Source organism: Phocaeicola salanitronis DSM 18170 (assembly GCF_000190575.1).
Lineage (GTDB): Bacteria > Bacteroidota > Bacteroidia > Bacteroidales > Bacteroidaceae > Phocaeicola > Phocaeicola salanitronis.
Genome location: NC_015164.1, coordinates 1,064,207 through 1,090,475 on the forward strand (window position 1 = coordinate 1,064,207; position 26,269 = coordinate 1,090,475).

The following is a 26,269-nucleotide window of genomic DNA, read 5'->3' on the forward strand; positions in this document are numbered from 1 at the left end:
TCTTATTCGTTAAAAGGTAGAAGAAAATCAGCAACCACAAAAAAACGTAAGCATTCGATAAACTACAGTCATTAAATATCTATATAATGATAGCGACTGTTACTATTGGATTCATAGTGACAGTCGCTATAGTTTTGTTGAACCTGTATGTTGACGTTGTGGTTAGTTGGCGGATTCTACAGTTTGTTTGGTCAACAGGCTCTCCGGATGTTGCAGTTTCCATTTGTGCGGAAGAAGGTTAAGCAGTTCCTCATCAGCGGACTTCTTATGATACGGCATTTGGGCAATGATATCCTTCAGGTAATCCCTTGGGTTCACATCGTGTGCCTTGCAGGTGGCCAGCAGGGAACAGATTACAGACATGTTAACGGCAGCCTCGTGATTACCGCAGAAGAGATAGTTCTTGCGCCCCAAAGCAATTGGCCGGATGGCATTTTCCGCCAGGTTGTTGTCCAAAAGCAGGCGTCCGTCCTCCAGGCATCTCATCATGTTGTCCCATCGGGTATAGGCATACGAGACAGCTTTGCCGATTAGCGATTGGGGACTGTATTTGATGCCTTCCGTTTCCATCCACGTCTTCATGGCCTCCATGATTGGGCGTGTCAGTTCCCGGCGTTTCGCTTTGCGTCCGTCGAACGACAAGCCCGCCTTATCGCAGCAGTGCTCAATCCTGTACATGTACTGTATCTGGGCCAGCCCATATTCGGCTTCCTTTTTGTTTTCACCCAAGGCATGCTCAAAATCACGGCGGATATGCGCCATGCAATTGACCAGCCGCACGTCGGGGTTGGTCTTGAAGGCTGTCTCATAGCCTGCAAAACCGTCGCATTGAAGGTATCCTTTGAAGCGGTATTGGCTTGCCAGTGATTCGATGACTGATCCGGCCCGGGATCCCATGTCATAATGGAAGATGACCAGTTTTTCCATGACAGACCTGACCATCCAGAGGTATTCCTTTTCCGCCTTGTGCTTTCCTCTGTTGATGACCGGGATGGTGGTCTCGTCCGCCTGCACATAGTCGCAAGAGAAGACCTCTTTCTTAAGCGACTCATACAGGGGCTTCAGCAGTTCTACCGTCTTCTTGAACCATCCGTCCAGCGTGCTTTCCGTAAGGCCTTTCAGCCCGAGATGCCTGTATTGCCGTATCTGACGGTAGAACGGGACGTGGTATTCATACTTCTGAAGCAGTATCTCGGCAAGCAGGCTGGTATCAGCGATGCACTTGTCAACAGGCATCAGCGGCATGGGGGCAATCTCCACTCCTTTCTGTCCAGCCGGAGGAAGCATGGTGCTGTCCTTGAGTGCATATTTGGGACGGATGATTTCCTTGACGTAAAGCATGCCCGGCTTGTGTTTGACGACTTTTGTTATCTCTTCGCCTATTCTACGGTATAAAGACAGGTCAACACCTGTCGGTTCTATTGTCTCGGTCTCCAGTACGGGTAAGTCCTCTATCATTTTTCGGTTCTGACGATTCTGCTTCCGTACTTCCGCCGATTCCTTTTCAATCTTCCCAACGGCTTCGTCGCGCTTTTCTTCCGCCTGATGTTGGAGTCCGGCAAACTCGTCTGCAAAAAGATCGGGGATATTAGGGTCATATGCGCGAAGCTTCTCCGATTTACGCCCAAAGAGCTGACGGTTCAGCCATGCGACCTGAGCCGTCAGCTCCTTGATGCGCGCCTGCAGTTTTTCATTCTGCTCAGCCTGTTTTTTATTAGTGGCAGACAATGAAGCAATAGAGGCATTCAGCCCTTCTATCGTCTTGAGTAATATAGCTTTTTCATCCATTGCCTGTCTCTTTTTTACTGATGTAAAGATACTAATTATTAATGGATTATACAATAATACCAGCACTTTTTTCAATAAAAGACATGTCATACATGGTACTCCTTACGCTCTGCCCTGAGCCGCCGGAGCCTCTGCCCCGGGCTTTCCTGAATGCCCTCGACCATCATTACCAGGTCACGCCATTCCATGGGATAACTGTCTGATTCCGGGTCGTATTCCGGCAGTTTGAAGCGTCCGGCCTCCAGCCGTTTGACGTACATCACCATGCCGCCGTCTTCCGCATGAAGCAGCTTCATAAGCCTGCGGTTGGAGCCGATGAAGATGAAGACATCGCCGTTCTTCACCTCACTTTTCATCTTTTCATGCACCACCCCGCACAGCGAACTGATGCCCTTGCGCATGTCCGTCCTGCCGGGACACAGGAAGTAGCGCATCGTGTCGTTCAAGTTAAACATGGCCCTCCTGCAGACTTTGGTTCAACACTTCCATCAACAGCTTCTCTGAGCCGCTTCCAAAGTGGGCACGGAGCCCGTTGGGAAACAACAAGGACACGCCGTAAGGAGCCTGTTCATCCAAGGACAATTCTGCTGTTGGCCGTTTGATATTGATCGGAGCCAGCTCTTGTTTGATACTGTCTTTCTCGGCAGAGTATTTCTTTTGCCAATAGTGATAGGTGGAATAACTCACTCCTATCTGTCGTAGGTACGACTTCAATGACAGGCCGCTTTGTTGCACCTGCATTTCTAATTCTTCAAATCCAGTTCTGTTCATTGCTATTCGGTTTGATTGTTATGTGGGGCAAAATTACAATCAAACTATAGGGCATGCAATGTGTATTTCTTAGAATGCTTACAAAAAAACGCATTAGCCAAGCTCTAAAAGGACGCAAATTGTCAGAAGAACACAAGAAAAGGATCGGCAAATCAATGCGAAAAAAGTGTATTAGCACACCTATTAACCAACAGCCCACCAATACACCTTCACGCACATAAAACATAGTCTAAATACTTCTAAATAAGAGCTTCAAGCAAGTTATAAGATTTGCGACTCTTTTGGATGCGTACCAAGCGATTTAAGGAAACCCAAAACAACTTCATCAAAGTATTGCTATCCACCAAGCTGTAATAAAGTTCCTCATCTTTGACATTGGCAGCCTGTAAAGTTTCACGAATAACCTTGTAGCAATTCAATCGCACTTCAAAGCGATATATCCTGTTAAAGCCAACCTTTAAAGCGATATAATCCTTTGCACAATTTTCTACCATTTCTAATGCCTTATTATATGCGCTCAACACCAAACTATCATCGTTGTTTTTGACGTAGAAAGATTTGTCTTGATAACGATTCTTTCTCGTACCAACAGAAATATGTATCAAGGAATGTACCTTTTCATCCATCGATTTTATTTTCTTGTCGTTGATAACAAAATCCACGTCTTCATTTTTCAACAGTTTATAGAACCTGTTTATTATATTTACGTTCGTATCAAAAGCAAGATGCAACTTTGAAATTCTGAAAAACTCCAAATGCAAGGCTTGCTCAATGTAGGAGATACCTCCCAGCATATAATCTTTATAGAGTATTGGATTGCGAACAGACAAATACACATAAGGGCGCAAAGGATTGGGACTGCCAAAGAACAAATCGCCTATTACTGTATCATTTCCATCATCCCCAGGCCCAAGCACGACAAATTGGTGATGGTAGTTCCTGTTCTCTATCCTCTTTATAGAAATTTCCCCATATTCCCCACATTGCAAGTAATCAAGACCTTCAATATAGGCACGTGTTTCCATATCCCATATATAGGTTATTTCCAACTTATCAATATTGACTGCAAATTTCGTTTCAAACATTTTCTTCTTCTTTTAAGTTGTTATTTTCATAAGGAATTCCTTCCCAATATTTCTTCAAAGCCAAACTTATTTTTTCTCGTGTTGAGGCTGTTTGTTTCCTGCCACTCATTGACTCGCTTATCTTTTTGCGAGTCTCCTGTTTCATCTTTCGTTCTTTCCTCATTATATAACTGTGTATGTTTATTATTTTAACCTATTTAACTATTCTAACTATAAATAGTTGCCAACATCAAAAGCTCATTACTTTTTTTGCAAACATACTAATATCTTTCACTAAAAATAAGATTATTTCATACTTTATAATTTATCAACTTCCAATAACTCAAGACAATACAAAATAAACATCTTTTTCTCGTTAACAGAAGCAAAATTAAAGTTGGTACTATTATTTGCCCCTTTGCGTAATTTACGCATCCCAATAAAGTAGTGCGTAATTTTCGCACTTGTATTCTGAAGCAAATTGTATTCAAATAAATCTAATAAACAACAAGAATACATCTAATTTATGTATTCTATTTTATCTTTGATTTGTTTGCATACTTCAAAAGAAATTCTTATCTTTACATCAGTAAATGAAGGAATTAAGAAACTAATTAAAGAATATCAGTTATGAAAGCAGTTATATACGCTCGTGTAAGTTCCACGACTGACAGACAGAACACAGAAAGACAAATCGCAGACTTGACGAAGTATGCAGAGTATAAGGAAATGGAAATCTCCAAAATCTTTGAGGAAAAGATTAGTGGCGCAAAGAAAAACGTTGAACGTCCTGTTTTTGTTGAGGCTATGAACTTCTGCAAGACAAACAAAGTAGATATATTATTGGTATCTGAACTTAGTCGCTTGGGAAGAAATGCCTTTGAAGTATTGGAAACTGTTAAGCAACTCGTAGATGAAGGTATTAACCTCTATATGCAGAAGGAACAGTTTACACTATTGGATGATGAAGGAAAGCCATCCATGTTTGCGCCCATTATGATTGCTACATTATCCACCTGTGCGCAACTTGAAAGGGAAAACATAAAATTTCGTCTGAACAGTGGTCGCCAGCTTTATATTGAAAAGGGAGGTAAACTTGGACGCAAGGAGGGCAGTAAGAAAACGACAGAGCAAAAACAAGAAGAATATAAGCAAGTCCTTAAAGAACTGAAAAGAGGTACCAGTATTCGCAAGGTCGCTAAATTATGTGATGTGAGCGTTTCAACAGTCCAGAGACTCAAAGCAGAATTCAATCTGTAAAAAGTGGAATATACTTCACTTATAATAAATAAGGAGAGCGATTTTAGCCCCCCTTATTTTATTAACAGTCTTAATTTACATAAGTCTCATACTTTGTAAGTATAAGCCCATCAAGTTTGATTTCTGACTGTGGATTATCAACGTCATTAACGTCTCGACCATACGAAACGATTACATTGTCAAATCTATATACTATTAATGGTGTGCCTTCAGCATTCGTTGTATATGATTCAAATGTAATCTTTCCACTTTTTATTTTATTGAAGTAAGTAGTAGGCACATAAGTTGGATTTGTCGTTTGCTCGTACTTCCTGACACTTAACTCACCATTAATAAATGCACCTTCAATAAACTCAACCTCTTGTCCTTTGGTTGCAGTCGCAGGGTCAAAGGCTTTTATATAGAAATTTATATCTGCAAGCAAAACATCTCCAAGGTGATTATATTCACTTGACGCAATGTATTCCAAATAGTCAGATGGACTATTGAACAGCCTATAACATGCTGCTTCTACTTTGAGTCCATCGTTAGAAACGCCAAAGGCAGGATATGTGGTACGTCCTGTTGTTTCTTCAAGAAAACTTTCATACGCAGATGGATATGTAGCCTCATCGTCCACATACAATACATAATCGCCATTGTTGCCATTGCCACCACCATTGTTAGGATCGTCATCATCGCTACAAGCAACCAATGTAAAAGACGAAACAGCAAATAACGCTACACACAAACGATAAATATACTTTTTCATATCAACTTAGAATTTATATTTTGCGCCTAAACCTACAACAAACTGAGAATATCCCCCTGTAATAACTTCATAGCGCAGTTCCAGTCCAACTGCAATATTATCCATTACATCATATTCAACACCACCACCAAAATTGAATTTGAAACATGCATCTGTTTCATGTTTGGTGTCTGCCTCTTCACCTGTTAATACACCTTCTATAGCATCATCCCATTCAACAGTCTCGTATCTACACATATCAAAGCCAATACCTGCCAAAGGATATACATTGATTTTGGGTGCTACATTAAACAGATAATGCGCATTGGCTGAAATGTCAAACATACCACTGCCTCCAAAATAATAAGTAAGAGAAGGCTCTATACGAATGGCATCAGTTATCCCATACTGAAACTTTGCGCCCAAACCCACACTACTTGCTGTTGTACCAAAATTAAGATTGATTCCAGCAGCCTTTTCGCCCTTTTGGGCAAATGCGCTACTCATTCCAAATAAAGCAACGCACAACACTAAAAATAATTTCTTCATTTTGCTCAATGATTTTATTGTTTATACTTGGTTTATTTAGTCCTAATGCTCCAAATTTTAGACAATAAAAAAACGTGGACTAATAACTTCATCTACGCACTCTGAGGTATTGGGGATAACCTTCGCTGCAATAAATGAGTAAAAGCCCACGCTATATGAGCGCAGGCATCAACTTTTACTCTTTGCAGCATTCGTCAAATTCCCCAATTTTCAGAGCGCAAGAATAAAGCTAACGCTTTTTATCTATATGTCTTTAAGATAGTCTATACCATAGGCAAAACCTTTTTTTTGTTTACGCTGCAAAATTAACATTTTCTGTGGGAACTACATAATTTCAAAAGGAAAATCAGTATCAAGTATTAGATTTTTGCTAACTTTGCACTGAATATATCTGAGAAATATGCGTTATAAAGTATGCAGTAAAGTAAGCAATACTATAGATTTAATAATTAAATAACTTAAAGACAAATAATTATATGCTACATAACTGGTTTGAGTGCAAAATCCGCTATGAGAAAATAGCGGAAAACGGCATGAACAAAAAAGTGACAGAACCCTATCTGGTAGATGCGCTGAGCTTTACGGAAGCCGAGTCGCGCATCATCGAAGAAATAACGCCATTCATAAGCGGCGAATTTACCGTATCCGATATCAAACGCGCCAACTATAGCGAACTGTTCCCCTCGGAAGAAGAAGCCGCCGACCGCTGGTTCAAGTGCAAGCTCTATTTCATCACCCTCGATGAAAAGAGCGGGGCGGAAAAGAAAACAGCCACCAACGTATTGGTACAGGCAGCCGACTTGCGTGACGCCATCAAGAAACTGGACGAGGGGATGAAAGGCACCATGGCAGATTACGTAATCGCATCCGTGGCTGAAACCGCCATCATGGATGTATATCCCTATTCTGCCGAGCCCGACGTGAAACCGGAATTTCCCGATGCCGACAAAAGATAACGCCTAACCCCCAATTCGATTATTATAACAACAATGGACATCCAAACCAATCTACGAAACGTATTAGCCGAATTGCCTGAAGGAGTCCGGCTGGTAGCCGTATCCAAATTCCATCCTGCCGAAGCCATCGAAGAGGCTTACCGTGCCGGACAACGGATTTTCGGAGAAAGCAAAGAACAGGAATTGTCCGAAAAGTACAACGTACTACCCAAAGATATCGAATGGCACTTTATCGGACACCTGCAAACCAACAAAGTCAAATACATTGCGCCTTACATCACCCTAATCGAGGCGGTAGACTCTTATAAGCTCCTGACGGAAATCAACAAGCAAGCCGGGAAACACAACCGGACCATTCCGTGCCTGCTCGAAATACACGTTGCCCAAGAAGAAAGCAAATACGGATTCACACCGGACGATTGCAGGGAAATGTTGGAAGCCGGAGAATGGAAAGAACTGCACAACATCCGCATAGCCGGCGTAATGGGCATGGCAACCAATACCGACGACGAGGCACAGATAGAACGGGAATTCCGTACCCTGAAAGCCTTGTTCGACGAATGGAAGCAAGCCTTTTTCGCCGATGAGCCTGCATTCAAGGAAATCTCGATGGGCATGTCGCACGATTACCGCATAGCCATACGCGCCGGAAGCACTCTGGTGCGTGTAGGAAGCAAAATATTTGGAGAAAGAAATTACGTTAAATGATACTATTATGGCACAATTGAAAACTACATTCGCAGGACTAACGCTGAAAAACCCGATTATCATCAGCAGCTCGGGACTGACCAACAGCGCGGAGAGAATCAAGAAACTGGAAGAAGCAGGGGCAGGAGCCGCCGTGCTGAAATCCGTGTTCGAGGAACAAATCAACATGCAGGCTGGAACCATGCACGGATACGGAGCGCCCGAAGCCGACGACTATCTGAACGCATACGTCCGTTCGCATGCGCTGAACGAGTATATCAGCCTGATTGAAGAAGCCAAGAAGACATGCACCATTCCCGTTATTGCGAGCATCAATTGCTATAGCGATAACGAATGGGTAGACTTTGCCAAACTGATGGAAAAAGCCGGAGCAGATGCGCTGGAAATCAACATCCTTGCACTTCAGACCGAAAAAGAATACATTCCCGGAAGCTTCGAGCAACGCCACATCGACATCTTGCGCCATGTAAAAAAAGAAGTGCGAATCCCCGTCATCATGAAACTGGGAAGCAACTTCACGAACCCGATTACCCTGATAGAACAATTGTATGCCAACGGCGCAGACGCCGTAGTCTTGTTCAACCGCTTCTATCAAACCGACATCGATATCGAAAACCTGACATTCTGCAATGCCCACGTGCTGAGCGAAGAAAGCGAACTTGCCGACCGCCTGCGCTGGACCGCCATTGCGTCGGCATCCGTCCCCAAACTGGATTATGCCGTTTCCGGAGGCATACATAACGGAAAAGGACTTGTCAAAGCCATTCTGGCAGGAGCGTGCGCAAGCGAAATCTGCTCAACGGTTTATCAAAACGGAGCGGAAATCATCGGAACGATGCTGGACGAACTGGCGCAATGGATGGACGCCAAAGGATTTAAGTCTATAGAAAGCTTCCGCGCAAAAATGAACGCAGAAGCCGCGGGCGACATCAATCCGTTCGAACGCACCCAGTTCATGAAATACTATAGCGAGCACAAAGAATAATCATCGCATATCCCGGGCATATAGGTGCAAGCCTTTACGCACCTATATCCAACCCTTTACGGACCTATGTCCACCAGCCAACGGACATAGGTTCGCTTTTTAAAGGAAAGAAATTGGCTTTTCCATTGCACAAGTAAGAATAAAAAGATATATTTGCACATTATTGCACGATTTGTGCATCAAACATACTCGAAAAATATGGAAAAAAGTTTCTTAGCCTTCATAGAGCAGAGCATCAAAAAGAATTGGGACCTCGATGCACTGACCGATTACAAGGGTGCCACTTTGCAATACAAAGACCTGGCACGGAAGATAGAAAAGCTACACATCCTATTGGAAGAAAGCGGCGTACGCCCGGGCGATAAAGTAGCTATCTGCGGACGGAACAGTTCACATTGGGGTGTGGCTTTCCTTGCCACCCTGACCTATGGCGCGATAGCTGTCCCTATCCTGCATGAATTCAAAGCCGATACCATCCACAATATCGTCAATCACTCCGATGCCCGCCTGCTTTTTGTAGGCGACATGGCATGGGAAAGCCTCAACGAGGCGGAAATGCCTTTACTGGAAGGCATTATCCTGATGACCGATTTCACCTTATTGGTATGCCGGAGCAAACAGTTGGAATATGCCCGCGAGCACCTGAACGAAATGTTCGGGCGCAAATTCCCGCGCAATTTCCGCCGCGAGCATGTATCCTACCGGCGTGACACCCCCGAAGAGCTGGCTATCATCAACTACACATCGGGCACCACCAGTTTTTCGAAAGGAGTCATGCTCCCCTACCGTTCCTTATGGTCGAACACGCAATTCGCGTTCGAGGTGCTTCCGCTCCAAGCGGGAAACCGGGTCGTATCCATGCTTCCGATGGCACACATGTACGGACTTGCGTTTGAATTCCTTTACGAAATCTGTTGCGGATGCCACGTTTATTTCCTCACCCGCATGCCCAGCCCGAAAATCATCGCACAAGCATTCACGGATGTAAAGCCCCATATTGTCATTGCCGTACCGCTGATTATCGAAAAGATTATCAAGAAAGGCGTATTGCCGAAAATGGAAACGCTCAAGATGAAGATGCTCATGAAGCTTCCCATCATCAACGACAAGATAAACGAAGCGGTACGCGAGCAAATGGTGAAAGGCTTCGGCGGACAATTCTATGAAATCATTGTAGGCGGGGCTGCATTCAACAGCGAGATAGAGACCTTCCTGAAAGGGCTTGATTTCCCGTATACAGTAGGCTATGGCATGACCGAATGCGGTCCGATTATCAGCTATGAGGATTGGAAAAGCTTCCGCCCCGGCTCATGCGGGAAAGCCGCGCCACGCATGGAAATACGCATAGACAGCCCAGACCCTCAATATACGGTTGGGGAAATCCTGGTACGCGGCGACAATGTCATGTTGGGCTATTACAAGAATCCGGAGTCTACAGCCCAAGCCATAGACAAAGACGGATGGCTGCATACGGGCGACTTAGGAGTAATGGATGCCGAGGGAAACCTCTTTATCAAGGGACGAAGCAAGAACATGCTGTTAGGGCCTTCGGGACAAAACATCTATCCGGAAGAAATTGAAGAACAACTGAATAACCTGCCCTATGTGGCGGAATGCATCGTTATCCAGCAAAAGGACAATAAGCTTGCCGCACTTGTCTATCCCGATTTTGAAGCCGCATACGCACAAGGCATGAACGAGGCAGATATTGAGAAACAAATGGAAGAAAACCGCCTCATGTTGAATGCGGCTCTCCCGTCCTATTCACAAATAGCCGCAGTAAAAATCTATCCGGAAGAATTTGAGAAGACTCCGAAAAAAAGCATCAAACGCTTCTTGTATCAAGATGTTAAATAAAGAACGACACATGAAACTAAAAACACTGCGGAGCGGATTCATATTGTCCGCTCTGCTTTTTGCCATATCGTTACCCGCATATTCCCAGTCCGCCCAGCATAAGAAGCTGAAAAAGAGGGCTAATCTTGCTTTAAACATAACCAATAAGAAAGAACAGCCCCCATGCACGTACTTCAACATAGGCTTTGCAAGCAACTACCCCAGCCTGTCCGGAGTGGGCATCAACGTAATCTCCAGTACCACCCATTACCACTCCAAAGGATTCCAATTGGCCGGGCTTGTCAACATTACGGGCATACATGCAGAAGGGGTACAGCTTTCCGGCATAGCCAATGTTACAGGGCGGAACTCCAACGGCGTCGTGTTAAGCGGGCTTATGAATGTAAACGGAGGTTCGCTAAACGGTATCGCCTTATCGGGCATAGGCAATATGACCGGAAAAAACACCCACGGGCTTATCATAGGAGGATTAATCAACATCGCCAACGGACAATCGGGCGGAATGCTTCTGTCCGGTATCGCCAATGTATCCAAACAAGCACAAAACGGCGTGATGATAAGCGGATTGATGAATGCCAGCGGAGATACCGTCAGAGGATTACAGCTCACCTCTTTACTAAACGCTGCCGGAGAAGCCAACAACGGTGTGCAGCTTGCCGCCCTGGGAAACATAAATACCCTCAATCGAGGCCTTCAGTTGGGAATATGCAATTTTAGCGCAAAGAATAAAGGAGCGCAAATAGGCATAACCAACTTGTCAGGCGAAGGGAAAAAGGGTCTGCAGTTCGGATTCGTCAACTTGAGTGCCGATAGCCTTGCACGCCAAATCGGATGCATCAATATTACCCCCCGTACTCAAATCCAATTATTGATTTCAAGCGGGAACCTGAATAAAGCCAACCTTGCCGTACGGTTCAAGAACCGGTATACCTACACCGAATTGGGCGGAGGGGCTTATTACTTCGACCTCGACCACGATGTATCTGCTTCCGCATTTTACCGTGCGGGTATCTACTACCCGCTATTATCCCGCCTGGAAATCAGTGCCGATGCAGGATTTTACCACATCGAAACACTTGATAACAAACACAAAGGATATCCTGCACGGGCTTATGCCCTTCAACCACGCCTGAATCTAGAGTTCCGCATAACGAAAAAACTGGGCATCTTCGCCTCGGGCGGCTATGCCTGGACACGCCCGTATAGCAAGGAACACACCTTAGACCATAAAGGGACTTTCGAAGCCGGTATCGTTTTATTCTAAATGCAACACATTCCAAACAAAACTACATCTTTCTGCTACAAATAATAGGAATTCAACAATAATTCGCTATTTTTGCAAAAACAAAAAAGAAACAAGAGAAAAAGCATGAATGTAGCGATTATCAAATACAATGCAGGAAACATCTTCTCGATAGACTATGCCTTGCGCCGGTTAGGGATAGAGCCGGTCATTACCGCCGACAAGGAACTTATCCGAAAAGCGGATAAAGTCATCTTTCCGGGCGTTGGAGAAGCCAAGAACACCATGGAATATCTTCAGGAGCATCAGCTGGACCGGCTGATCACCGACCTGAAACAACCCGTTTTAGGCATTTGCCTGGGCATGCAATTGATGTGCCGGCATTCGGAAGAAGGTGATGTCCCATGCTTGGGCATTTTCGATGTAGATGTCAAGCGTTTCCATCCTGTCCGCCACGAAGACAAAGTGCCCCACATGGGTTGGAATACCATCCAATGCACAGACAAGCTATTGTTCAACGGTTTCGAACAAGAAGAATTTGTCTATTTCGTACATAGCTATTACGTTCCGCTAAACGATTTTACGGCAGCCCGGACAGACTATATCCTGCCCTTCAGTGCCGCCCTGCACAAAGACAACTTCTATGCCACCCAGTTTCATCCCGAAAAGAGCGGGAAAACCGGAGAACGTATATTACAGAACTTTTTAAACATAGCATACTGACATGATAGAACTAATCCCAGCCATCGACATCATTGATGGAAAATGTGTCCGTCTCTCGCAAGGCAATTACAATTCGAAGAAGGTCTACAACGAGAATCCGCTGGAAGTAGCCAAAGAGTTCGAAGCATACGGCATCCGCAGGTTACATGTGGTCGACTTAGACGGAGCCGCATCCCACCATATCGTGAATTACCGCACATTGGAACAGATTGCCACTCATACCTCGCTCATCATCGATTTCGGCGGAGGAATCAAGACATCGGGCGATATCGAAATCGCATTCGAGAGCGGTGCCGAAATGGTCACACTGGGCAGCGTAGCCGTGAAACACCCCGAATGGTTCTGTGAATGGCTGCAAACCTACGGGAACGAGAAAATCATTCTGGGAGCGGATGTGAAAGACCGCAAAATCGCCATCAACGGCTGGAAAGAAGAAAGCCCGATGGAACTGATGCCCTTCTTAGAGCAATACACACAAAAAGGAATCACCAAGGTATTGTGCACCGACATCAGCCATGACGGAATGCTGGACGGTCCTTCCCTCCCGCTCTATCAAGACATACTGAAAGCCTGTCCGGGACTTTACCTGATAGCCAGCGGAGGCATCAGCTGTATGGATGATATCCTGAAACTGGATGAAGCAGGCATCCCTGCCGTTGTATTCGGGAAAGCCATTTACGAAGGACGGATTTCACTAAAAGAACTTAGCCACTATATAATATAATAAGGAGTAGAGCGCATGTTAGCAAAACGAATCATACCCTGTCTGGATATAAAGAACGGACAAACCGTAAAAGGAACCAACTTCATCAACTTACGCGAAGCAGGCGACCCCGTGGAACTGGGACAACTCTACAGCGAGCAAGGAGCCGATGAACTGGTCTACCTGGACATTACAGCCAGCCACGAAGGACGGAAAACGTTTACCGACTTAGTGAAACGCATAGCTGCCTGCATCAATATCCCGTTTACCGTAGGCGGAGGCATTCACGAGCTAAGCGATGTGGAGCGCCTGCTGAATGCCGGTGCCGATAAAGTATCGGTCAATTCTGCCGCTATCCGGAATCCCCAACTCATTGATGACATAGCCCAGCATTTCGGTTCTCAAGTATGTGTGGTTGCCATTGATGCCCGCCAAACGGAAAAAGGATGGAAATGTTATCTGAACGGAGGACGGGTGGAAACCGAAAAGGACTTGTTCAATTGGGCGCATGAAGCCAACGAACGGGGAGCCGGAGAGATACTTTTCACCAGCATGGACCACGACGGAGTGAAAAACGGATACGCAAACAAGGCACTGGCAATACTGAGCGACACATTAACCATTCCGGTCATCGCTTCGGGAGGAGCCGGGAACAAACAGCATTTCAAAGACGCGTTCACGCAAGGGAAAGCCGATGCGGCACTGGCGGCAAGTGTATTCCATTTCGGCGAAATACCCATACCCGAACTGAAAGCATACCTCCATACGGAAGGCATTAACGTAAGAATTTAACTGATTATATATCTCATAACCCTTAAAATGAAAAAACTATGCAACCCGACTTTGATAAAATGGACGGATTAGTCCCTGCCATTATCCAAGACAGCTACACCCAAAAAGTGCTTATGCTTGGATTCATGAACAAAGAAGCCTACGAAAAGACCTTGACAACAGGCAAAGTCACGTTCTATAGCCGTACCAAACAACGCTTATGGACGAAAGGCGAAACCAGCGGGAACTTTTTGGAAGTAGTTTCCATAAAGAGCGATTGCGACAATGATACCTTGCTCATTCAGGCACACCCGACCGGTCCTGTATGCCATACGGGCACCGACACCTGCTGGGGAGAAAAAAACGAGCAAGACATCATGTTCTTGAAAGAATTGCAAGACTTCATCGACAAGCGCCACGAAGAAATGCCCGAAAAGTCATATACCACAAGCCTGTTCAAATCTGGCGTTAATAAAATGGCACAAAAAGTAGGTGAAGAGGCGGTTGAAACCATTATCGAAGCCTGCAATGGTACAGACGAACGCCTCATTTATGAAGGCGCCGACCTGCTATACCACCTCATCGTATTGCTCACTTCCAAAGGATACCGCATCGAAGACCTGGCACGGGAACTGAAAGAACGCCATAGCGAAAGCTGGAAAAAACATTAACGCATCATGAACGAAGAAACGCTTATACGCTATAAAGGGGTAGAAATAAACCAGCAAGCCCTCTGCGTTCTGCATGATGTGGACTTCGAACTTCATAAAGGCGAATTCATTTACATCATCGGAAAAGTAGGAAGCGGAAAATCGACTTTCCTGAAAACCATTTATGGAGAATTAGACATCGCCGAAGGGGAAGCCACCGTACTGGGCTACAACCTGAAAAAGGTGAAGCAAAGGCAAATTTCAGAATTACGGCGCAAGCTGGGCATCGTATTCCAAGACTTCCAACTCCTGATTGACCGGAACGTACACGACAACTTGGATTTCGTATTACGCGCTACCGGCTGGAAGCAGAGAAGCGAAATTGAAAGCCGGATAGAAGAAGTGCTGCAGCTGGTAGGCATGGAAAACAAGGGCTATAAAATGCCGAATGAACTTTCGGGAGGCGAGCAACAACGCATTGTCATCGCACGTGCCATACTGAACAAGCCCGACATCATCCTTGCCGACGAGCCAACCGGAAACCTGGATGTAGAAACAGGACGGAACATCGTGGAACTGTTGAAAGAGATATGCAAACAAGGGTCATCCATCATCATGACGACCCACAACCTCAACCTGCTTTCCGAGTTCCCCGGTATCGTTTACCGCTGCGAACAGCATCAATTGCAACGGATAGGCGAATCCTAAAAAAAACAAAGAGACCAAGATTTTAGCGGCAAATCATGAAAAGACCGTGAAATATTCGTATCTTTGCGCGCAGAAAAGAAATAGTATTTAAACTGAACAATTAAAAATTCGAAACTGAAAATGAAAGTTTTAAAGTTTGGAGGAACGTCAGTAGGCTCGGCACAGAGAATGAAAGACGTTGCCAAATTGATTACCGATGGCGAACAGAAAATCGTAGTCCTGTCTGCCATGTCGGGTACGACCAATACCTTGGTCGAAATTTCAGATTATCTGTACAAGAAAAACCCGGAAGGTGCGAATGAAATCATCAACAGGTTGGAAGGCAAATACAAACAACACATTGATGAACTTTATTCTACAGAGGAGTATAAACAGAAGACACTGGAATTTGTAAAATCGGTATTCGATTACATCCGGTCGTTTACAAAAGATATTTTTACGTTGTTCGAAGAAAAGGTAATCTTGGCACAAGGAGAAATCATCTCTACCAACATGGTTACCAACTACCTGTGCGAACAAGGCGTAAAAGCCTATTTGATTCCTGCACTGGAATTCATGCGCACGGACAAAAACAGTGAACCTGACTTGAATTATATCCGCGAGAAACTTGCCGCACAGCTGGAAGCACATGCGGGACAAGACATCTACATCACCCAAGGATTCATCTGCCGCAACGCATACGGCGAAATCGACAACCTGCAACGGGGCGGAAGCGACTATACCGCATCCCTCATCGGAGCCGCTATCAACGCTTCTGAAATCCAGATATGGACCGACATCGACGGCATGCACGACAATGACCCGCGTGTGGTTGACAAAACATCGCCCGTACGCCAGCTGCATTTCGAAGAAGCCGCAGAACTGGCATACTTCGGTGCTAAAATCCTGCACCCTACCTGCATCCAGCCTGCCAAATATGCCAACATTCCGGTGCGCCTGCTGAATACGATGGAACCAAGCGCCCCCGGTACCTTGATTTCAAATGATACCGAAAAGGGGAAAATCAAAGCCGTAGCTGCCAAAGACAACATAACAGCCATTAAAATCAAGTCGAGCCGTATGCTGCTGGCTTACGGGTTCTTGCGGAAAGTATTCGAAATATTCGAAAGCTACCAGACCGCCATTGATATGGTCTGCACCTCGGAAGTAGGCGTATCGATGTCGATAGACAATACCAAACATTTAAATGAAATTGTCAATGACTTGAAGAAATACGGCACCGTCACCGTTGACCACGATATGTGCATCGTCTGTGTTGTGGGCGACCTGGAATGGGAAAACGTGGGCTTCGAAGCCAAAGCGCTCGATGCGATGCGTGACATTCCGGTACGTATGATTTCATTCGGAGGCAGCAACTATAACATCTCGTTCCTGATTCGGGAATGCGACAAGAAGAAAGCCTTGCAATCCTTGAGCGACGTGCTGTTCAATGCCGGCAAGTAATGAAATCTTCTTCATAACTTTTATATAACACGAAAAGCGGATGGTACGGTTGTAACACAAACCGCATCGTCCGCTTTTTTTATAATACTTAATACAAATCGATTATGAAAGGTATTTTTCCTGTAGAGAGATTCCAAAACGTAGAAACTCCTTTTTATTATTACAACGCCGACCTGTTGCGCGAGACATTGAACGTTATCCGCACCGAAGCCGGAAAGTACAACAAATTCTGTGTGCACTATGCCATCAAGGCAAACGCCAATCCTAAAATCTTAGGCATCATCCGCGAGAGCGGACTGGGAGTGGATTGCGTAAGCGGCTGGGAGATAGAAGCGGCTATCCAAGCAGGGTTTCCCGCAAGCAAGATCGTATTTGCCGGCGTGGGCAAGACCGACAAGGAAATCAACCTTGCACTCGACCACGACATCTTTTGCTTCAACGTAGAGTCTGTTCCCGAACTGGAAGTCATCAACCAACTGGCTGCCGGCAAGAACAAGATAGCACGCGTAGCTTTCCGCATCAATCCCGATGTAGGAGCACATACACATGCCAATATCACCACAGGACTTGCCGAAAACAAGTTCGGCATCAGCATGCAGGATATGGATAAGGTTATCGACCGGGCACTCGAAATGAACCACGTGAAGTTCGTCGGCCTGCACTTCCACATCGGTTCGCAAATCCTGGATATGGGAGACTTCATCGCCCTGTGCAACCGTGTAAACGAATTGCAGGAAAAACTCTACGCACGCCAAATCATCGTGGAACATATCAACGTAGGAGGAGGGCTGGGCATCGATTACGCGCATCCCAACCGGCAATCCATCCCCGACTTTGCCGAATACTTTGCTACCTACCACAAGCACCTGAAGCTTCGCCCGCAACAGACTTTACACTTCGAGCTGGGCCGTTCTGTAGTAGGACAATGCGGAAGCCTCATCACACGCGTCATATACGTAAAACAAGGCACCAACAAGCAATTCGCCATTGTCGATGCAGGCATGACCGACCTCATCCGCCCTGCCCTTTACCAGGCATACCACAAGATAGAAAACATTTCCTCCGAAGAACCGGTGGAAACCTACGATGTAGTAGGACCTATTTGCGAATCGTCCGATGTCTTTGGCAAAGCCATCGACCTGAACCGCACACATCGTGGCGATTTTCTTGCCCTCCGCTCTGCAGGCGCATACGGAGAAATCATGGCATCCGGGTACAATTGCCGACCGCTCCCGAAAGGCTACACTTCGGACGAACTGAGATAACACATTCCCGGTTCTTTACTCCTGCAAACAAATACTAAGCCGCTCCGCCAGATGCATCTGCACGCATCTGGCGGAGCGGCTTAGTTTCAGACCGGTTTCAACAGGCTGAAACTATAGTTTTCACCCGCTGAAACTATAAGTTCATCCCGGTAAAACTCCTAAAACAAACCGGCATTCCTTCCCGTACAGCCCCATAGCTTCATCCGCTTGCCCCGGCACATCATGTCACGCCATTTGATTCTGCTGATTTTATATGCATATTCCAAAGAATTTATTACCTTTGCACGCTGAAGCAGAATAAGGTAAACATTAAAAACGAATAAAATAAAATGGAATTAGCAAGTAAGTACAATCCCGCAGATGTGGAGGGGAAATGGTACCAGTATTGGCTGGACAACAAACTATTCAGTTCGAAACCCGACGGACGTGAGCCGTACACCATCGTCATCCCGCCGCCCAACGTGACCGGCGTGCTCCACATGGGACACATGCTTAACAATACCATTCAGGACATCCTGGTGCGCCGCGCACGCATGACCGGCAAGAATGCCTGCTGGGTGCCGGGAACCGACCATGCCTCGATTGCCACCGAAGCAAAAGTAGTAAACAAGCTGGCACAAGAAGGCATTAAGAAAACCGACCTGACACGCGATGAATTCCTGAAACACGCATGGGCGTGGACAGACGAACACGGAGGCATCATCCTGAAGCAATTACGCAAGCTGGGCGCATCGTGCGACTGGGACCGCACGGCATTCACCATGGACGAAACGCGCAGCAAGAGCGTCATCCGTGTCTTTGTAGACTTATACAATAAAGGACTTATCTATCGCGGTGTGCGAATGGTGAACTGGGACCCGAAAGCCCTGACCGCACTTTCTGACGAAGAAGTTATCTATAAGGAAGAACATAGTAAGCTCTATTATCTCCGCTATAAGGTAGAAGGAGATTCCGAAGGACGCTATGCCGTAGTAGCCACCACCCGTCCCGAAACCATCATGGGTGATACGGCAATGTGTATCAACCCCAACGACCCGAAGAACCAATGGCTGAAAGGCAAGAAAGTGATTGTTCCGCTGGTGAACCGTGTGATTCCGGTTATCGAAGATGATTATGTGGATATCGAATTCGGTACAGGCTGCTTGAAGGTTACGCCGGCACACGACGTGAACGACTACATGCTGGGCGAAAAGCACAACTTGCAAAGCATCGATATCTTCAACGACAACGGAACCATCAGCGAAGCCGCCGGACTTTATGTAGGCATGGACCGCTTCGAGGTACGCAAGCAAATTGAAAAGGACCTGGAAGAAGCCGGACTGATGGAGAAAGTGGAAGCCTATACCAACAAGGTAGGCTTTTCGGAACGCACCAACGTGCCTATCGAGCCGAAGCTCTCGATGCAATGGTTCCTCAAGATGCAGCACTTTGCCGATATGGCATTGCCTCCGGTAATGAACGATGAACTGAAATTCTATCCTGCCAAGTACAAGAATACGTACCGCAACTGGCTGGAGAACATCAAGGACTGGTGTATCAGCCGCCAGCTTTGGTGGGGACACCGCATCCCGGCTTATTACCTTCCCCAAGGCGGATACGTAGTAGCTGAAACGCCGGAAGAGGCATTGAAGTTGGCACAAGAGAAGACTGGAAACGCCGCTTTAACCATCTCCGACCTCCGTCAAGACGAAGACTGCCTCGATACGTGGTTCTCATCATGGCTCTGGCCTATCTCGCTGTTCAATGGCATCCTCGACCCGGACAATGAGGAAATCAACTACTACTATCCGACAAGCGATTTGGTGACCGGACCGGACATCATCTTCTTCTGGGTAGCACGCATGATTATGGCAGGTTATGAATACAAACACGACATGCCGTTCCGCAACGTGTACTTCACCGGTATCGTGCGCGATAAAATCGGACGCAAGATGTCGAAGTCGTTAGGCAACTCGCCCGACCCGCTGGAACTGATTGACAAATACGGTGCCGACGGCGTGCGCATGGGGATGATGCTTTCGGCTCCCGCCGGAAACGATATCCTGTTCGACGATGCGCTTTGCGAACAAGGACGTAATTTCAACAACAAGATATGGAACGCCTTCCGTCTGGTGAAAGGATGGAACGTGGCAGACATCGAACAGCCCGAATATGCCCGCATCGCCACGGAATGGTTCAAGGCAATGCTGACGAAAACCACCCTTGAAGTGACAGACTTATTCGGCAAATACCGCCTGAGCGAAGCGCTGATGGCAGTTTACAAACTCTTCTGGGACGAATTCTCAAGCTGGTACCTCGAAATGGTGAAGCCCGCATACGGACAACCCATCGACCGCACCACCTACGAACAGACCCTGAAGTTCTTCGAAGCCTTGCTCATGCAGTTGCATCCGTTCATGCCGTTCATCACCGAAGAATTGTGGCAACACATCTACGACCGCCAACCCGGCGAAAGCATCATGACGCAACAGCTGGACAAAGCGGAAGGGTTCAACGAGGCTTTGGTAAACGATTTCGAAAAGGTAAAAGAAGTTATCGGAGGCATCCGCACCATCCGCTTGCAAAAGAACATTGCACAGAAAGAAACCCTGGCATTGGAAGTGGTTGGAACAAATCCGGTATCCGCATTCAATTCTATCCTGACAAAGATGGGAAACCTGTCCGATATCCATACGGTAGAAGCAAAAGCAGAAGGCGCAGCGGCTTTCATGGTAGGTACTACCGAATATGCTGTGCCATTGGGCAACCTCATCAATGTAGAAGAAGAATTGAAAAAGCTGGAAGCCGACCTGAAATACCAGGAAGGATTCCTGCAGAGCGTGCTGAAAAAGTTAGGCAACGAGAAGTTCGTAAGCAAAGCGCCTGCCAATGTGATTGAAATGGAGCGCAAGAAGCAGGCAGATGCTGAAACTAAGATTGCCGCACTGAAAGAAAGTATCGCCGCACTGAAGAAATAACTTTTTTAGAATGAAGAATGAAGAGTTAAGAATGAAGAATGAGAATAAGTTTAACTGATAAGTTTCTCTTCTTCATTCTTAATTCTTCATTCTTAACTCTTCAACCTTACCGATATGAAAAAACGCTTCCGATTCTGCCTGCTCGTATGCAGTACCTTAATTATCTCTGCCTGCAACCTGAATGTCCCTCTGCGATACGAAAAGCCAAGCAACAACGATACCTATACGATAGATTACCTATTCCAGCACGACGGAGTGAAAGTATACCGTTTCTATGATATGGGAAACTATGTGTATTTCACGACACGTGGAGATGCAACCAGCATCCACGGGGATTCAACCCAACAACGTACCGTCACCATCCATCGGGAAGACAGCATTGTTTCACCGATTTGGTAAGATAAGAATTTAGTAGAATCCTTTACCACCCCGCCAAACGCACTTTATGCGTAGGAGCTGGAAATGCTTTATCGATGTCATGCAGGTCTTCTTCCGTCAAGGATATGTCGAGACTTCGGACATTCTCCTCCACATGGGCAATGCTGCTTGCTTTGGGAATAGCGATGACATTCTGTGTACGCATTACCCACGCCAGCATGATTTGTGTGGAAGTGGCATCATGCCTACGGGCTATCTCTATCAACGTCTTGTGGTTGCGCAACCGTCCTTCGCCCAGCGGCGTGTAGGCCATGACGGGAATACCGTGCTGCTCGCTCCACGAGATAAGGTCGTATTCAATGCCTCTGTCTTTCAGGTTGTAGAGCACCTGATTGGCTGCGCAGTCCTTGCCGTGTGGTAAAGAAAGAATATGTTCCATATCGTCCACATCAAGGTTGCTCATGCCCCATTGCCGGATTTTTCCTTCCTGCTGCAATTCCACCAAAGCACGGACAGTCTCGGAGAAAGGATAGTGCCCTATCCAGTGCAGTAAATAGAGGTCGATATAATCCGTGCCGAGCCTCATCAGGCTTCGTTCGCAAGCACGTTTTGTTCCCTCGTAGCTGGCATTGCTGGGCAGCACCTTGCTGACGATGAACGCCCGTTCGCGGCAATCTCGCACGGCTTCGCCTACGAGGTCTTCCGTGCCGTACATCTCGGCAGTATCTATTAATGTCAGCCCCAAGTCAATGCCCCGGCGTAGGGCTTGTATTTCTTCGTTGCGCCTGCGCCCCATCTGATAAGTACCTTGGCCAAGCGGGCAGACTTGCTGCCCGTTTCGGAAAGTGACATGTTTATCCATATCGCTCATCATTTCAGGTTCTCACGGTAGAATGCCTCTATCTTGTCGAACGGTATCTTGTCGAAGTTGTCGTAGAGGTCGGTGTGGCTGGCACCGGGGATAATCAACAGCTCCTTGTTGTCGCCCTTGAGTTTCTTGTAGGTGTCCTCGCTGAAGTAACGCGAATGAGCCTTTTCCCCGTGGACAAGCAGCACGGCACTGCGGATTTCGCCTGCGTAGGACAATATCGGCATGTTCAGAAAAGAAAGTGTCGATGTCTTGTTCCAGCCGCCGTTAGAGTTGAGTGAACGCTTGTGGTAGCCACGTTCCGTCTTATAGTAGGCGAAGTAGTCCTTCAGGAATTGCGGAGCATCGTCGGGCACCACATCGGGCAGGCCTCCGGCAAGTTCATACGAACCGTTGCGATAATCTGCTATACGTTGTGCATTCAGTTGGCGGCGCAGTTCGTGGCGTGCGTCGGCATTGTCGGCAGCATCGAAATAGCCGTTGGCATTGACACGGCTCATGTCGTACATGGTGGCGGCAACGGTGGCCTTGATGCGGGTATCGATGGCTGCGGCATTGACTGCCATGCCACCCCAACCGCAGATGCCGAGGATGCCGATTTGTTCCGGATTCACATCGTCACGGGTAGCGAGATAGTCCACAGCCGCACAGAAGTCCTCGGTATTGATGTCGGGTGATGCCACATAACGGGGCTGTCCGCCGCTCTCGCCTGTGAACGACGGGTCGAAGGCTATTGTGAGAAAGCCGCGCTTAGCCAGTTCCTGTGCATACAATCCGGATGCCTGTTCCTTAACTGCTCCGAACGGACCGCAGACAGCTATGGCAGGCAATTTGCCCGTGGCGTTCTTGGGCATGTACAGGTCGGCGGCAAGCGTGATGCCGTAACGGTTGTGGAACGTGATTTTACTGTGATTCACTTCGTCACTCAGAGGGAACACCTTGTCCCATTCTTGCGTTAAATTCAATTTTTCTTCCATAATGTTATTCGTATTAAGTTGATTTTCTTGTGCCATGAGGCTGCCCGTTCCGCAAAGGCAGGCGAGCAAGACCACGAATGAGGTTTTGAATGAATGTTTCATGTTGTTTCGAGTTTTATGATGTTATCGGATAAAGTTTGTCATGATTCCCGGCTCCCGTTCGGGCATTGGCTGTCCTCCGGCTTTCAGGCTTTTCAGCATCCACGCCATGTTGTTGCCCAAGGTACGCATCGTCTGTAGTCCTTCAGCATCCTGAGTGGCTTCGCCCGGCAGACGGCCATGGACGCTGTTCCAATACTGGGAGCTTACGACGGGCATGTCGGTTATCGTGAAATACTTGTTCAGACGGTCGAACGTGGCACTTGCCCCTCCTCGCCGACAAACGGCTACGGAAGCTGCAGGCTTGTAACGCAACAGTGACGATGCGGAATAGAACAGCCTGTCAAGCAGGGCGCAGAGCGATCCGTTGGGACCTGCATAATAAACAGGCGAGCCGATAATAATGCCGTCCGCCGTTTCCAGTTTTTCGCGAATCGTGATGTACAGTTCATCACCGAACGCGCATCTGCCCGATTCCGCACAACGGTTGCAGGCAATGCATCCCTGAACCGCTTTCGTGCCGATAGAGACGATTTCCGTTTCCACGCCGTTTGCCTCCAGCGTCTTCGCAACTTCCGACAGGGCGATGTAAGTGTTTCCTTTGCCCCTCGGACTTCCGTTAATCAGTAATACTTTCATCGTTTTTCCTCCTTATTTATTTTAATACCAGTCATGTTTCTCGTTCCGGTCGAGTGCGTCAATGCGTGCCATTTCCTCCGGTGTCAGTTCGAAGTCGAACACGGAGATGTTCTCTTTCTGGTGGTCGGGATTGCTCGAACCGGGGATGACTGCCACACCGTGCTGCAAGTCCCAACGCAGGATGACTTGTGCAGGGGACTTGCCGTGCGCTTCGGCTATCTCCTTGAGGGTTTCGTTGCTGAACATCGCCTTTGTATAGCCTCTGCCGCCAAAGGGATACCACCCCTCTATGACAATGCCGTTGCGGTGCATGAACTCCCTCACCTCTTTCTCCTGATAATAGGGATGAATCTCGTTCTGCGTCATCACGGGCTTGATGCTCACTTTCGGCAGGAACTCCGTCATCTCCTTTATATAATAGTTGGACACGCCGAGCGAGCGTATCTTGCCTGCGGCCACGGCACGCTCCATCGCTTTGTAGGCTTCCACGTCGTTACGGCCCGGATGGTGCAACAGCATCAAGTCCACGTAGCCGATGTCGAGCTTTGCAAGAGAGGCTTCGATGGCTTCCTCCGCGTGACCGAACTCGTTGGGATAAAGCTTGGTGCAGATGAAGAACTCCTCACGGGGCACTCCAGAGCGACGTATCGCTTCGCCCACTTCCTCCTCGTTTCCGTAGAATGTGGCAGTATCGAACTTGCGGTAGCCCAACTTGATGGCGGAGAGTATGGCGTTGATGCACTCGTCCCCGTGCAGGCTGTATGTTCCCAAGCCGAGTACGGGCATGGTGTAGCCGCTGCTGAGCGTAATGACAGGCGGCTTGCCGTTCTCGCCCGTGGTTAGGTCGAACAAGCCTTCGCCGCTTACCACGGTATCATTTGCGTTCACATCGCTGCCACCAGTAATCTCATTTTCCGTCGTCTGCTGATGCGTTCCGTCCGTACCGCAGGCGTTCGCTGACAAAGCCATGCAACACAGCATCGTGAAGAATAACAGTTTTCGTTTCATCATATCCTATCCGTTTGATTTCTTATTACAATACAAAGATACGCCGAAAAAGCTGCCGCATAATTGCTGTGAGGCTCAAATAGTATTGGTGAAAAGGTCAATTAGCCTTTCATAACTTCTCATTTATATTAACTACCTGTTTCCTCCGTCCAGCCAAGACGCTGCTTTCGTCCAAACAAAGCTATGCCTTCGTCCAAAGGTAGCAGTACGGCACAGAAAAAATTTCGACTGAAAAACGAGCCTCACAGCAAACAGATTATCAAAGCAAATGGTTACCTTTGCGTATTAAAACAATATAAAGATGAAAACAGACTGTTTGAAAGGAATCAACACGTTGCGGTACTCGGACATCTTCCTTGCCATGTATTCAGACAACGGTAGCAGTTGCCTGCACCGCAACCATTCGCATGTGCTGGTCTATATGTATTCCGGCGAGCTGGAGATAAAGGAACACGAAAAAGTCACCGGGCTGCACAAAGGGGACTGCTCCTTCATCCGCAAGGACTTCAGCGTGCAGCTCACCAAGCAGGCATACAAAGGAGAGCAGTTCAAAGCCATCTTCCTGATGTTCACGGACAAATTCCTGCGTAGTTTTTACAATCGCCTGAACAAGGAAAGCCTGCCGCAAGATGCACGACGAAGCAAAGTCAGCCTGTACAGGCTACCGTCCAACCGCCCCGACATCGTAAGCCTGTTCGAGTCCATGACCCCTTACTTCAATTCCGGCATCCAGCCTACGGACGAACTGCTGGAGTTGAAGATGACGGAAGGATTGTACATACTCCTGAATACGGACAAGAACCTGTATGCCTCACTTTTCGACTTTGCCGATCCGTGGAAAATCGACATCATGAACTTTAGGAACAGAACTACACCAACGACCTCTCACTGGAAGAAATGGCCAATTACACCGGGCGGAGCCTTGCCACATTCAAACGGGACTTCAGCAAAGTCTGTGACCTGTCCCCGCAAAAGTGGGTGATACGCCGCAGGCTGGAAGCCGCACACGCACTCATATTGTCCGGCACACAGAAAGTGACCGATATTTGCTACAGTGTAGGCTTTAAGAACTTGTCGCACTTCTCGAAAGCATACAAGGGACTGTACGGTTGTTCTCCTGCTCACAGCCTCTGACCTTTTATTCAAAACGAACGAATCATAAACAAAAA

26 protein-coding genes and 1 pseudogene are annotated in these 26,269 nt (G+C 47.0%); 16 read left to right on the forward strand and 11 right to left on the reverse strand.

The annotated features are described in order from the left end of the window. Window positions 1–162 precede the first annotated feature (162 nt). The 5 genes from tnpC to BACSA_RS19775 all read right to left on the reverse strand — a co-directional run bounded on the left by tnpC (window position 163) and on the right by BACSA_RS19775 (window position 3,789). Complete coding sequence (gene tnpC / locus BACSA_RS04685; RefSeq protein ID WP_013616132.1) at window positions 163–1,788, reverse strand: IS66 family transposase; 1,626 nt, start codon at window positions 1,786–1,788, stop codon at window positions 163–165. Window positions 1,789–1,874: 86 nt separating this feature from the next. Continuing rightward, window positions 1,875–2,243 carry an IS66 family insertion sequence element accessory protein TnpB gene (tnpB, locus tag BACSA_RS04690; RefSeq protein WP_013616133.1) on the reverse strand — a complete coding sequence of 123 codons (369 nt, stop codon included), beginning with the start codon at window positions 2,241–2,243 and terminating at the stop codon, window positions 1,875–1,877. Beyond that, window positions 2,236–2,559, reverse strand: coding sequence for an IS66 family insertion sequence element accessory protein TnpA (tnpA, locus tag BACSA_RS04695; RefSeq protein ID WP_013616134.1), 324 nt, complete (start codon window positions 2,557–2,559; stop codon window positions 2,236–2,238). The genes tnpB and tnpA overlap by 8 nt, the downstream gene beginning before the upstream one ends. Before the next feature lie 239 nt (window positions 2,560–2,798). After that, a complete protein-coding gene (locus BACSA_RS04700; protein ID WP_013616968.1) occupies window positions 2,799–3,644 on the reverse strand; it encodes a hypothetical protein in 846 nt (281 codons plus the stop codon). Continuing rightward, entirely contained in the window at window positions 3,637–3,789 is a 153-nt protein-coding gene (locus BACSA_RS19775) for an NUMOD3 domain-containing DNA-binding protein (protein ID WP_169311436.1), read from the reverse strand. The genes BACSA_RS04700 and BACSA_RS19775 overlap by 8 nt, the downstream gene beginning before the upstream one ends. A gap of 464 nt (window positions 3,790–4,253) precedes the next feature. On the opposite strand from BACSA_RS19775, the gene BACSA_RS04705 reads away from it, so the two are divergent. Further along, window positions 4,254–4,883, forward strand: a complete 630-nt coding sequence (locus BACSA_RS04705; protein WP_013616971.1) for a recombinase family protein — start codon at window positions 4,254–4,256, stop codon at window positions 4,881–4,883. A 70-nt stretch (window positions 4,884–4,953) separates the two neighbouring features. Here BACSA_RS04705 and BACSA_RS04710 read toward each other — a convergent pair whose 3' ends face one another. After that, the gene (locus BACSA_RS04710; RefSeq protein ID WP_013616972.1) at window positions 4,954–5,634 is read right to left on the reverse strand and encodes a hypothetical protein; all 681 of its coding nucleotides are present in this window, start codon (window positions 5,632–5,634) and stop codon (window positions 4,954–4,956) included. Window positions 5,635–5,640: 6 nt separating this feature from the next. After that, window positions 5,641–6,162, reverse strand: coding sequence for an outer membrane protein (locus tag BACSA_RS04715; protein WP_013616973.1), 522 nt, complete (start codon window positions 6,160–6,162; stop codon window positions 5,641–5,643). Between the two features lie 476 nt (window positions 6,163–6,638). On the opposite strand from BACSA_RS04715, the gene BACSA_RS04720 reads away from it, so the two are divergent. The 14 genes from BACSA_RS04720 to BACSA_RS04785 all read left to right on the forward strand — a co-directional run bounded on the left by BACSA_RS04720 (window position 6,639) and on the right by BACSA_RS04785 (window position 21,530). Further along, complete coding sequence (locus BACSA_RS04720; protein WP_013616974.1) at window positions 6,639–7,118, forward strand: DUF4494 domain-containing protein; 480 nt, start codon at window positions 6,639–6,641, stop codon at window positions 7,116–7,118. A 33-nt stretch (window positions 7,119–7,151) separates the two neighbouring features. Next, window positions 7,152–7,826: a YggS family pyridoxal phosphate-dependent enzyme gene (locus BACSA_RS04725; protein ID WP_013616975.1), complete on the forward strand. Its 675-nt coding sequence runs from the start codon at window positions 7,152–7,154 to the stop codon at window positions 7,824–7,826. 7 nt (window positions 7,827–7,833) lie between these two features. Continuing rightward, window positions 7,834–8,811, forward strand: a complete 978-nt coding sequence (locus tag BACSA_RS04730; protein ID WP_013616976.1) for a dihydroorotate dehydrogenase-like protein — start codon at window positions 7,834–7,836, stop codon at window positions 8,809–8,811. Window positions 8,812–9,009: 198 nt separating this feature from the next. Beyond that, window positions 9,010–10,668, forward strand: a complete 1,659-nt coding sequence (locus tag BACSA_RS04735; protein ID WP_013616977.1) for an AMP-binding protein — start codon at window positions 9,010–9,012, stop codon at window positions 10,666–10,668. Window positions 10,669–10,678: 10 nt separating this feature from the next. Beyond that, window positions 10,679–11,932, forward strand: coding sequence for an LA_2272 family surface repeat-containing protein (locus tag BACSA_RS04740; RefSeq protein ID WP_013616978.1), 1,254 nt, complete (start codon window positions 10,679–10,681; stop codon window positions 11,930–11,932). Between the two features lie 105 nt (window positions 11,933–12,037). Beyond that, entirely contained in the window at window positions 12,038–12,634 is a 597-nt protein-coding gene (gene hisH, locus BACSA_RS04745; RefSeq protein WP_013616979.1) for an imidazole glycerol phosphate synthase subunit HisH, read from the forward strand. Between the two features lies 1 nt (window position 12,635). Further along, window positions 12,636–13,358: a 1-(5-phosphoribosyl)-5-[(5-phosphoribosylamino)methylideneamino]imidazole-4-carboxamide isomerase gene (gene hisA / locus BACSA_RS04750; RefSeq protein ID WP_013616980.1), complete on the forward strand. Its 723-nt coding sequence runs from the start codon at window positions 12,636–12,638 to the stop codon at window positions 13,356–13,358. 15 nt (window positions 13,359–13,373) lie between these two features. After that, entirely contained in the window at window positions 13,374–14,129 is a 756-nt protein-coding gene (gene hisF / locus BACSA_RS04755; RefSeq protein WP_013616981.1) for an imidazole glycerol phosphate synthase subunit HisF, read from the forward strand. A gap of 38 nt (window positions 14,130–14,167) precedes the next feature. Further along, window positions 14,168–14,779, forward strand: a complete 612-nt coding sequence (hisIE, locus tag BACSA_RS04760) for a bifunctional phosphoribosyl-AMP cyclohydrolase/phosphoribosyl-ATP diphosphatase HisIE (protein ID WP_013616982.1) — start codon at window positions 14,168–14,170, stop codon at window positions 14,777–14,779. Between the two features lie 6 nt (window positions 14,780–14,785). Beyond that, entirely contained in the window at window positions 14,786–15,466 is a 681-nt protein-coding gene (locus tag BACSA_RS04765) for a cell division ATP-binding protein FtsE (RefSeq protein ID WP_013616983.1), read from the forward strand. A 120-nt stretch (window positions 15,467–15,586) separates the two neighbouring features. After that, a complete protein-coding gene (locus BACSA_RS04770; protein ID WP_013616984.1) occupies window positions 15,587–16,909 on the forward strand; it encodes an aspartate kinase in 1,323 nt (440 codons plus the stop codon). Window positions 16,910–17,013: 104 nt separating this feature from the next. Continuing rightward, window positions 17,014–18,174 (forward strand): diaminopimelate decarboxylase, encoded by a 1,161-nt coding sequence (gene lysA / locus BACSA_RS04775; RefSeq protein WP_013616985.1) that lies wholly within the window; start codon window positions 17,014–17,016, stop codon window positions 18,172–18,174. Window positions 18,175–18,503: 329 nt separating this feature from the next. After that, window positions 18,504–21,131: a valine--tRNA ligase gene (locus BACSA_RS04780; RefSeq protein ID WP_013616986.1), complete on the forward strand. Its 2,628-nt coding sequence runs from the start codon at window positions 18,504–18,506 to the stop codon at window positions 21,129–21,131. 114 nt (window positions 21,132–21,245) lie between these two features. Next, the gene (locus BACSA_RS04785; RefSeq protein ID WP_013616987.1) at window positions 21,246–21,530 is read left to right on the forward strand and encodes a DUF4884 domain-containing protein; all 285 of its coding nucleotides are present in this window, start codon (window positions 21,246–21,248) and stop codon (window positions 21,528–21,530) included. 22 nt (window positions 21,531–21,552) lie between these two features. Here BACSA_RS04785 and BACSA_RS04790 read toward each other — a convergent pair whose 3' ends face one another. From BACSA_RS04790 to BACSA_RS04805, 4 genes are read right to left on the reverse strand one after another with little or no spacing between them, the layout of a single operon-like run. Continuing rightward, complete coding sequence (locus tag BACSA_RS04790; protein ID WP_144005181.1) at window positions 21,553–22,371, reverse strand: aldo/keto reductase; 819 nt, start codon at window positions 22,369–22,371, stop codon at window positions 21,553–21,555. A gap of 8 nt (window positions 22,372–22,379) precedes the next feature. After that, a complete protein-coding gene (locus BACSA_RS04795) occupies window positions 22,380–23,456 on the reverse strand; it encodes an alpha/beta hydrolase (protein ID WP_013616989.1) in 1,077 nt (358 codons plus the stop codon). Between the two features lie 21 nt (window positions 23,457–23,477). After that, window positions 23,478–24,092 (reverse strand): flavodoxin family protein, encoded by a 615-nt coding sequence (locus BACSA_RS04800; RefSeq protein WP_013616990.1) that lies wholly within the window; start codon window positions 24,090–24,092, stop codon window positions 23,478–23,480. A 21-nt stretch (window positions 24,093–24,113) separates the two neighbouring features. Further along, window positions 24,114–25,103 (reverse strand): aldo/keto reductase, encoded by a 990-nt coding sequence (locus tag BACSA_RS04805; RefSeq protein WP_013616991.1) that lies wholly within the window; start codon window positions 25,101–25,103, stop codon window positions 24,114–24,116. Between the two features lie 313 nt (window positions 25,104–25,416). On the opposite strand from BACSA_RS04805, the pseudogene BACSA_RS04810 reads away from it, so the two are divergent. Then, a pseudogene (locus tag BACSA_RS04810) lies at window positions 25,417–26,234 on the forward strand (helix-turn-helix domain-containing protein). Window positions 26,235–26,269 lie beyond the last annotated feature (35 nt).

Excerpts from the sequence above, each read along its gene's own strand:
- tnpC (WP_013616132.1), bottom strand. The coding sequence starts at position 1,788 with ATGGATGAAAAAGCTATATTACTCAAGACGATAGAAGGGCTGAATGCC.
- tnpB (WP_013616133.1), bottom strand. The coding sequence starts at position 2,243 with ATGTTTAACTTGAACGACACGATGCGCTACTTCCTGTGTCCCGGCAGG.
- tnpA (WP_013616134.1), bottom strand. The coding sequence starts at position 2,559 with ATGAACAGAACTGGATTTGAAGAATTAGAAATGCAGGTGCAACAAAGC.
- BACSA_RS04700 (WP_013616968.1), bottom strand. The coding sequence starts at position 3,644 with ATGTTTGAAACGAAATTTGCAGTCAATATTGATAAGTTGGAAATAACC.
- BACSA_RS19775 (WP_169311436.1), bottom strand. The coding sequence starts at position 3,789 with ATGAAACAGGAGACTCGCAAAAAGATAAGCGAGTCAATGAGTGGCAGG.
- BACSA_RS04705 (WP_013616971.1), top strand. The coding sequence starts at position 4,254 with ATGAAAGCAGTTATATACGCTCGTGTAAGTTCCACGACTGACAGACAG.
- BACSA_RS04710 (WP_013616972.1), bottom strand. The coding sequence starts at position 5,634 with ATGAAAAAGTATATTTATCGTTTGTGTGTAGCGTTATTTGCTGTTTCG.
- BACSA_RS04715 (WP_013616973.1), bottom strand. The coding sequence starts at position 6,162 with ATGAAGAAATTATTTTTAGTGTTGTGCGTTGCTTTATTTGGAATGAGT.
- BACSA_RS04720 (WP_013616974.1), top strand. The coding sequence starts at position 6,639 with ATGCTACATAACTGGTTTGAGTGCAAAATCCGCTATGAGAAAATAGCG.
- BACSA_RS04725 (WP_013616975.1), top strand. The coding sequence starts at position 7,152 with ATGGACATCCAAACCAATCTACGAAACGTATTAGCCGAATTGCCTGAA.
- BACSA_RS04730 (WP_013616976.1), top strand. The coding sequence starts at position 7,834 with ATGGCACAATTGAAAACTACATTCGCAGGACTAACGCTGAAAAACCCG.
- BACSA_RS04735 (WP_013616977.1), top strand. The coding sequence starts at position 9,010 with ATGGAAAAAAGTTTCTTAGCCTTCATAGAGCAGAGCATCAAAAAGAAT.
- BACSA_RS04740 (WP_013616978.1), top strand. The coding sequence starts at position 10,679 with ATGAAACTAAAAACACTGCGGAGCGGATTCATATTGTCCGCTCTGCTT.
- hisH (WP_013616979.1), top strand. The coding sequence starts at position 12,038 with ATGAATGTAGCGATTATCAAATACAATGCAGGAAACATCTTCTCGATA.
- hisA (WP_013616980.1), top strand. The coding sequence starts at position 12,636 with ATGATAGAACTAATCCCAGCCATCGACATCATTGATGGAAAATGTGTC.
- hisF (WP_013616981.1), top strand. The coding sequence starts at position 13,374 with ATGTTAGCAAAACGAATCATACCCTGTCTGGATATAAAGAACGGACAA.
- hisIE (WP_013616982.1), top strand. The coding sequence starts at position 14,168 with ATGCAACCCGACTTTGATAAAATGGACGGATTAGTCCCTGCCATTATC.
- BACSA_RS04765 (WP_013616983.1), top strand. The coding sequence starts at position 14,786 with ATGAACGAAGAAACGCTTATACGCTATAAAGGGGTAGAAATAAACCAG.
- BACSA_RS04770 (WP_013616984.1), top strand. The coding sequence starts at position 15,587 with ATGAAAGTTTTAAAGTTTGGAGGAACGTCAGTAGGCTCGGCACAGAGA.
- lysA (WP_013616985.1), top strand. The coding sequence starts at position 17,014 with ATGAAAGGTATTTTTCCTGTAGAGAGATTCCAAAACGTAGAAACTCCT.
- BACSA_RS04780 (WP_013616986.1), top strand. The coding sequence starts at position 18,504 with ATGGAATTAGCAAGTAAGTACAATCCCGCAGATGTGGAGGGGAAATGG.
- BACSA_RS04785 (WP_013616987.1), top strand. The coding sequence starts at position 21,246 with ATGAAAAAACGCTTCCGATTCTGCCTGCTCGTATGCAGTACCTTAATT.
- BACSA_RS04790 (WP_144005181.1), bottom strand. The coding sequence starts at position 22,371 with ATGGATAAACATGTCACTTTCCGAAACGGGCAGCAAGTCTGCCCGCTT.
- BACSA_RS04795 (WP_013616989.1), bottom strand. The coding sequence starts at position 23,456 with ATGAAACATTCATTCAAAACCTCATTCGTGGTCTTGCTCGCCTGCCTT.
- BACSA_RS04800 (WP_013616990.1), bottom strand. The coding sequence starts at position 24,092 with ATGAAAGTATTACTGATTAACGGAAGTCCGAGGGGCAAAGGAAACACT.
- BACSA_RS04805 (WP_013616991.1), bottom strand. The coding sequence starts at position 25,103 with ATGATGAAACGAAAACTGTTATTCTTCACGATGCTGTGTTGCATGGCT.